Below are 6,970 nucleotides of genomic sequence, written 5' to 3'. Positions count from 1 at the left end.
CTTTTTTGGTTTCCATAGGTTTAGTCCACCAGGTTCTGCCCCACATGCGACACAAACATCATCACTCTTTTTTTTCGCAATAGGTTTTTTCATAAAATCTACGAAACACTTGGCACAGAGTGGACCTTTGATATTCCATTCTTTCTTTGGTTTACTGGTGCGTGGTGTCCTCTTGTTGCATACTGCACAATGTNATTGCCATTCCTTTTTTGGCTTCCACAGGTTTAGTCCACCTGGTTCTGCCCCGCATGCAACACAAACGTCAGTACTCTTTTTTTTCGCAACAGGTTTTTTCATAAAATCTACGAAACACTTGGCACAGAGTTGACCTTTGATGTTCCACTCTTTCTTTGGTTTACTTGTACGTGGAGTCCTCTTGTTGCATACCGAACAATACTCTTCTTTTTTGCCTCCAAATAGTCCCATCATAGATACACTATATCCATAATAGAAAAGGATTTGACCACAGTACATCTGAACAGTCAAAGGATTGCCATACTAACATCATCCCGCCAGAGTCCTTGTGGTCTACAAGGCATCATACCACACAGGATAAATCATTTGCTCTTGACACTGTCTNATCTAATCGGTCAAAGGATTGCCATACTAACATCATCCCGTTAGAGTCCTTGTGGTCTACAAGGTGTAATTTCACACAAGATAAATCATTTGCCCTTGACGTTACCTTTTTCCAGTAGAAATTGCTAAATCTAGTACACTAGACAAAGGATTTGTAAATTGAAGATCAATACCATGTTTGCCATATCTTTGGCAATGTTTGGCCTTTCGGCAGCATCATTTCTTTTCATGCGTGTTTATGAATCCCACATGGCAGCATTGTTTGCAGCAGGCTTTGGTTTTGCTGCAATGATTTCCATGATGGTTCCAGGATTGCAAAAAATACTGAAGGGCAAGACTGTAAAACCCAAAGCCTAGGGGTTATTTTTTGGTGCAGGTTTTCTGCGGAAATATATCGTAAATCCTCCACCCACTATAACTAGTACAATGAGTATAATCCAAAATTGAGTTTGGTCCACATAACTCCACATCACAGGATCGTTGCCAGGATCAACTTGGGCTTGAGCATGCGGTATAGTTAGAAAGAATAGTAATGATATGAGAAATAGGCTTGTGAGAGTCTTCATCAACATTATCACTCAAAATTGCCTATAAAGAATTATCCATAATTTTCATCATGTATCCATTAATCATCGTCCTCAGAATCTTCATCCTCGTTTGTCATTGATTCATAGAAACATCTTTTGTAAAATAATACAAATCTTCTAGCAGAAATCACTTGCTATCAAATATCGTCCAAGACATATGAACTAGAGTTAAGATAAACATCCACACATTAGGATATTGTAAAAATGTCACTAGATTTTTGACATCTTTCTTTTATCATTAAAGAAGAGTATCGTTCCTGCCAATAGGACTGCCACTCCGCCAAACATTATTGGATGTATCATATTGCCAAGGATGACAAGTAGCAAGCTATACGAAGCATGTGAAAGAAAAAGATGATAAATTACAATATTGGTCAAAACAAAAAGCTCCATACACACTCCAATAATCAGAATTTTATAACTGCGAATCACAATATGGTAATTTTTGTATAGATCTTAAAGATTTTCAAGTCGTAACCTGGTTCCATCACTTGAATATACTAGTTTAGTACCATTGTGATCGCATTTAGTACATCTGTAAAACTAAATGGTTTTATGATATAGGCCTGGGCTCCTTCGGCAGTACTTTTGTGTATAGTGTTAAAGTTTTCATCTGCAGTTATCATGATGATTTTTGCTTCATGATCAGATGACATTATTTCATGCAAGACAGATACTCCATCTTTTTTTGGCATGGATATGTCAAGCAATAAGACATCAGGATGTACACTGTTGAATTTCTCTATTGCTTCTGCGCCATCCTTTGCTTCTGCAACTAGTTCATGGTGCCCTATGTGAAGCGAGTCTTTCAGAACTAGTCTTGTTGCAGCAGAATCTTCTGCAATCATAATCCGGGCCATGCTTGGCAAGCTCGCATTTTGTATATAACAACAAAGGTGTCTTAGAATTCAAATACACACATTTTTCATAAAATTGTCTTGACCATCACATGACGCTTACATAATTGTCAGAAAATGATATTTCTACATTGCGTAGGAATCATTACTGAATCTTAAATTCGACTTTTCATACTCTAGACATAACAAAGGCGTGATATGTAATCAAACCCCATACCTACAAACTTTCAAAAATCATGCTAGCCTGTATCGCTTCTTATGTATTAATTTCTGGAATCTCACAACAATATGTGGAAGCACAAATTATGCAAACTGGAAAACAACCTGCATGTAATTGTGTAATATTCAGGCTTGATGACATACACGATAATTGGTTACGTTCAGCACAGATTCAGGTCATGAATCTCTTCCTATCAAAGGACCAGAGTCTTTCACTTGGAATTGTAATGAATGCGACTGGCAATGATGGACAGATACTACAGAAAATCAAGGAGGGTCAAGGTAAAGGGCTCTTTGAATTGGCAATACATGGATGGAACCATGTGGATTATACCAAGCTCAGCGAGCAAGACCAAAAGAAAACACTTGACTTGGCCAACAACAAAATGCAAACCTTGTTTGGTGTTAAATCAAATGTCTTTATTCCACCCTATGGCACATTTAACAACTCGACACTGGTGGCCATGTCAAATCTAGGAATTGGAATACTTAGTGCTGGGTCAAGTCATACAAATGATAATAGATTTATTTGGAATCCATCTGTTTCTTCTGAGCCATATTCCATACTCCAATTTCCTGATACTACAGGATTTATGGATGAGCGAAACGGTATATGGCAAACCGTATCAAATTCTGTAATTTTAGATTCTGTCAACAATAACATAGCAAAAAGAGGATACGCTATAGTGGTATTGCATCCACAGAATTTTGTCAAGACTGTAAATGGTCAACAAGTCGATGTCATAGACAACAGTCAAGTAAGCAATCTTTCAAGCTTGATAGATTCGATTCTTGCCAAAAAAATACGCATAACAACATTTGAAAATATAGCCGTCTCAGATCCGCCGCCAAGCCAAGTCCAACCAGCAGCTAATGTGGTAAAAGAAATAGATGTAAAAGAAAGTAATGCAACCCTCAAAGAAAAAAGAACTGCGATTCGAGACATGATCCATCAATGTCATTTAGAGATTAAAAATGCCTCACATAATCACAAACAAGTTGCGCATGATTGCAAGGCAAAGATAAAAAAAGCCAGAGGAGAATACAAGGACTTTGAAAAACAACTAAAATCAGAGTGGAAGCAAGCTAGTGCTCATATCAAAAAGTCCAAGCACGCCGATGATGAATAATTACAAGTTTGTCATTTGAATTACTTTTCTTGTAATGATTCTACTTCTGTTGGGCTATTATTTTTCCTATTGACTACAATTGAGAGAATCACAGAAGACAGTGAAATTATAGCAGCCGCAACAAATATGGCTACATATGCTGTTTCTGTTGGAAATTCTCCGGTCACACCACTTATTGTTCCACGATACGTATCCTGAAATATTCCTGCAAAGACTGGTCCTATAGACATTCCAACCAGGTCCAAAAGCAGTGTCATTCCAAGAGCAATTCCTGTCATCTGCATCGGTACAGAGACCAGTATTACATTAAAGCCGCCTGCAATAGAAAGCGATAATCCAGCTGCAAGTACCGTTAGTCCTATTGAAACCATAAGCTCAGAAGAATGGAACATCACTAGCAAAAAGAAACCAATCGTAGCTATCGAAGTGCCAATCAGTGTTATTGTAGTATTTTTGACTTTGTTCAAAATAAAACCCGAGATGACCGTAGTTATCAAGAACACCACCATGAATGGCAGTTGCACATTTGCAACTGCTAGAGCATCACCTCCAAATCCTAATGGAACAGGACTTCGTACCATTACAGGAATTGTAAGGTATACGGTGAAAATAGAGAGAAACACCAACATCATTATCATAGTAGATGGAAGAAAGTTTCTGTTAGACATTAGTTTCAAATCAAGAAGTGGCATCTTGGTTCTCTTTTCTGTCATGATAAATGCTGCAAGCGATATTGCAGATACTATAAAGAGTCCAACCACATAGAATCCGATTTCTTTGCTTTGAAGAAAAGTAATGCCACTAAGAAACGACACTATTGTTACTGCCAAAAGCAGTGTGCCCTTGATGTCAATTGACTTGTCTACGGGTGCACTGCTCTCTCCACTTGGAGTTGGTTTTGAAACAGGCATGAATTTTAGTATCACTAACCAAAGTGCTATTGCAAAAGGTACAATAGCTAAAAACGTGGCCTGCCAGCCAAAGTTTTGAATTATTGCCGCACCTCCTACAAGACCAATGATAGCACCTGCGGGAAATGTTGCACCAAATATTGTCTGGCCTGTTGCAAATTTCTTCTCTGGAAGCGATTCACGGATAATTCCAAATGCGATTGGGAACATGGACATCCCAACGCCTTGTAATGCTCTTGCAAATAACATAAACTCGATGTTTGTGGCAAATCGTCCTGACAGAACTCCAACGGTATATACTGCCATCACTATGAGTAGCATTTTTTTCTTGCCAAAAATATCAGATAATCTACCTGCAATAGGAGTCATGACAGCTGCTGCAATGATATATGCTGAGAGCAACCAAGATGAAGTGCTATAAGATATTGCAAAATTGCGAACAAAATCAGGAATAGCTGGAAGGATCATGGTTTCATCAAACATGACTATGATACCCAAACAGCTCAAAATGATGAGTGTTTTCCATCCGGAATTGTTCTGGTTTTGATTATTTGACATAAATTACATTCCACTATTGACTTCAGTATTTTTGAAGATTTCTTCTATTTGTTATAGAACTAATATTAGTATTATCTGTTTTGCAAGGTATTATCAGAGTCTATAGAGTAGTTGTAATGATTTTTGTTTATCTTGGAGAATTATTTTCCTAGCCAAAATTTCTAGGTGGAAATATTGTGGAATTTATTACGGTAGTCAGCAATGGATCTTCTGTAAATGTCATTGCCCATCCAGACGGAGACTGGTATGATACCATGATTGATTGTAATTTGGAAGTACCATTAGTGCCTGGTTCAAAATGACACTGGATACCATCAAAGTGAAGATTATAGGAAGATATCGTTGCTTGACCGATTGAATTTTCTGCTAATGCTTTTGCTTTTGGTATGTATCCCACACAGTCTGGTGCTGGATGATTAAGTAGAGATATTGTTTCATCAAATGGTTGTGATACCGAAAAATGATACATTGCAAAACCTCCTATGCTGACTAGAACTATACAACTTGGAATGTAAACAAATGCATGTTTCACGAGATCTTAGAATCATCATTGTTTTAGAGGTTTACGTAGTTTTTCTCTCTTTTTTTCTATATACATCCTATTTTTACTCACCGTCAACAGAAAGGGCATTGGAAAAATTGACCATGTTTGAAATGATTTAAAATTACTATTATAGGCCGACAGAAGATAACTAATTTATGCGACCACTGTTAGGACTAGTGATTTTAATCGGAGGCCTCTTGATTGGAGTCTACTTAATGGCAGATTATCTCTTTCCCGACGTGTTCTGCAAGATGCTTCCTAAGACCAGTGTTGAACCTCATCCAGAGCAACAATACAACTCACAGGTACTAAGTGACATATGTTCTGGAGCAGTCAAATCACATACCTGAAATTATACCTTCAAAGGAAATTACAAGGTTATGAGGTAGAGTTCCAGAATAATGGTACTATACGTCCATGATTTCCAAATTTGGAAGACCAATAATAAATACAGAAAATTGTTTGATTAGCTATGCATGAAACAACTGTAAGATTAGGCCATTGCATCATAAGAGATGATGGTTCACATGTTATTGGCCTAGTTAACAGGGATTTCCTCTTGGATGTAATAAACAAATTTGGAATAAGCAGAGAAGACCTTGGAAAAATCAAGTTTAGCTATTATGATCTGCTTGAGATATACACTGAATTGAAACACTTTGGATTTAGTACAAAATATTATTTGAGACAAAAATCGTTAGTACATAAAGATTCATTTTAACCGCACAATTTTTGAGAATGATTCTATTGTTTTGTAGATTTGATTGATATGCCGTAACCACGTAAGAGTTTGACGTTACTCAAAGACTTGGCAATCTAAACGCAAACAAAAATAGAATATTCCTCAATTAGACGTAAAAATCTACAATCGAACAAAACTTTACATGTGTTTTTCTAATCTATAATGCAAATCTTTGTCCAATCTCTTCCAATTACTTTTTATCAAATCTGTACACCAACGTCCAGATCTAAATCCATCTCTAATCTGGTCATTATGTAGAAAAGTATACGATATTTGGTTTAATTGTTCATCTGAGAAGTCAGTACATTGAGAAAGTATGTCCGAAGTCTTATTTGCTCTATCATACGAGTCAGAATCTCCAAACTCTTCAATTAGTTTATGTATCATTTCTGTACCCTTCTCACTTTTTGAGACCATGGCAAAGAATAATTTTGTAATCTCATCTTTGTCTATTTCTGGAGATATTTTTTTAGCTTGAAATTTAGACATGAATCCGTATGGTACAGTATCATCAAATCGCACAGGAAAGATGAGCTTGTTCAATCCATAAGCTATTCCTACTTCATGGTCAGTATATTGTGCACTGTGAAAATTCTTGGAAAGTAATGTTACAAACAAATCACATTCTTTAATTTTGTTAAACAGTATAGATTCCCATTTATCACCAATCTCGATATCTTCATGAGCTACAAAGATCTTCAATCCATACTGGTTTAATTCATCGGCAAATTTCTTGGCGATTTTCTTGTCTTTGTTTGCATGGCTAAGAAATATTTCAATTGAGGCAGTTACCATATTTTTAAAATAAAATCAATGTTAGATTAATTGTGGTTATTATATAAT

At 36.5% G+C, this 6,970-nt stretch carries 8 protein-coding genes; 3 read left to right on the top strand and 5 right to left on the bottom strand.

The genetic code is table 11. The features are described 5' to 3' along the window. Positions 1–738 precede the first annotated feature (738 nt). Positions 739–936, top strand: coding sequence for a hypothetical protein (locus tag DYY66_RS12090; protein ID WP_166289828.1), 198 nt, complete (start codon positions 739–741; stop codon positions 934–936). On the opposite strand, the gene DYY66_RS12085 is transcribed toward DYY66_RS12090, so the two are convergent. Both DYY66_RS12085 and DYY66_RS12080 read right to left on the bottom strand, forming a co-directional pair. Beyond that, positions 933–1,145, bottom strand: coding sequence for a hypothetical protein (locus tag DYY66_RS12085; protein ID WP_166289825.1), 213 nt, complete (start codon positions 1,143–1,145; stop codon positions 933–935). The genes DYY66_RS12090 and DYY66_RS12085 overlap by 4 nt on opposite strands. A gap of 521 nt (positions 1,146–1,666) precedes the next feature. Next, positions 1,667–2,026, bottom strand: a complete 360-nt coding sequence (locus DYY66_RS12080; protein ID WP_166289822.1) for a response regulator — start codon at positions 2,024–2,026, stop codon at positions 1,667–1,669. A 233-nt stretch (positions 2,027–2,259) separates the two neighbouring features. Between DYY66_RS12080 and DYY66_RS12075 the strand changes: the two genes are divergently transcribed. After that, positions 2,260–3,372 (top strand): polysaccharide deacetylase family protein, encoded by a 1,113-nt coding sequence (locus DYY66_RS12075; RefSeq protein ID WP_166289819.1) that lies wholly within the window; start codon positions 2,260–2,262, stop codon positions 3,370–3,372. 20 nt (positions 3,373–3,392) lie between these two features. Here DYY66_RS12075 and DYY66_RS12070 read toward each other — a convergent pair whose 3' ends face one another. Then, on the bottom strand, positions 3,393–4,841 hold the full coding sequence (locus DYY66_RS12070) for an MFS transporter (protein WP_166289816.1): 1,449 nt from the start codon (positions 4,839–4,841) through the stop codon (positions 3,393–3,395). A gap of 148 nt (positions 4,842–4,989) precedes the next feature. Continuing rightward, positions 4,990–5,373: a hypothetical protein gene (locus DYY66_RS12065; RefSeq protein ID WP_166289813.1), complete on the bottom strand. Its 384-nt coding sequence runs from the start codon at positions 5,371–5,373 to the stop codon at positions 4,990–4,992. Between the two features lie 484 nt (positions 5,374–5,857). Here DYY66_RS12065 and DYY66_RS12060 point away from each other — a divergent pair, with 484 nt between their 5' ends. Then, entirely contained in the window at positions 5,858–6,106 is a 249-nt protein-coding gene (locus tag DYY66_RS12060; protein ID WP_166289810.1) for a hypothetical protein, read from the top strand. Positions 6,107–6,265: 159 nt separating this feature from the next. On the opposite strand, the gene DYY66_RS12055 is transcribed toward DYY66_RS12060, so the two are convergent. Next, positions 6,266–6,922, bottom strand: a complete 657-nt coding sequence (locus DYY66_RS12055) for a toll/interleukin-1 receptor domain-containing protein (RefSeq protein ID WP_166289807.1) — start codon at positions 6,920–6,922, stop codon at positions 6,266–6,268. Between the last annotated feature and the right edge of the window lie 48 nt (positions 6,923–6,970).

It is taken from the genome of Candidatus Nitrosotalea sp. FS, assembly GCF_011319475.1.
In the GTDB taxonomy this organism is placed as follows: Archaea; Thermoproteota; Nitrososphaeria; order Nitrososphaerales; family Nitrosopumilaceae; genus Nitrosotalea.
This window is presented reverse-complemented; position numbering and strand designations above follow the sequence as displayed.

Bases quoted from the DNA above. Each gene is read 5' to 3' on its own strand.
- DYY66_RS12085 (WP_166289825.1), bottom strand. From the start codon at position 1,145: ATGAAGACTCTCACAAGCCTATTTCTCATATCATTACTATTCTTTCTA.
- DYY66_RS12080 (WP_166289822.1), bottom strand. From the start codon at position 2,026: ATGGCCCGGATTATGATTGCAGAAGATTCTGCTGCAACAAGACTAGTT.
- DYY66_RS12075 (WP_166289819.1), top strand. From the start codon at position 2,260: ATGCTAGCCTGTATCGCTTCTTATGTATTAATTTCTGGAATCTCACAA.
- DYY66_RS12070 (WP_166289816.1), bottom strand. From the start codon at position 4,841: ATGTCAAATAATCAAAACCAGAACAATTCCGGATGGAAAACACTCATC.
- DYY66_RS12060 (WP_166289810.1), top strand. From the start codon at position 5,858: ATGCATGAAACAACTGTAAGATTAGGCCATTGCATCATAAGAGATGAT.
- DYY66_RS12055 (WP_166289807.1), bottom strand. From the start codon at position 6,922: ATGGTAACTGCCTCAATTGAAATATTTCTTAGCCATGCAAACAAAGAC.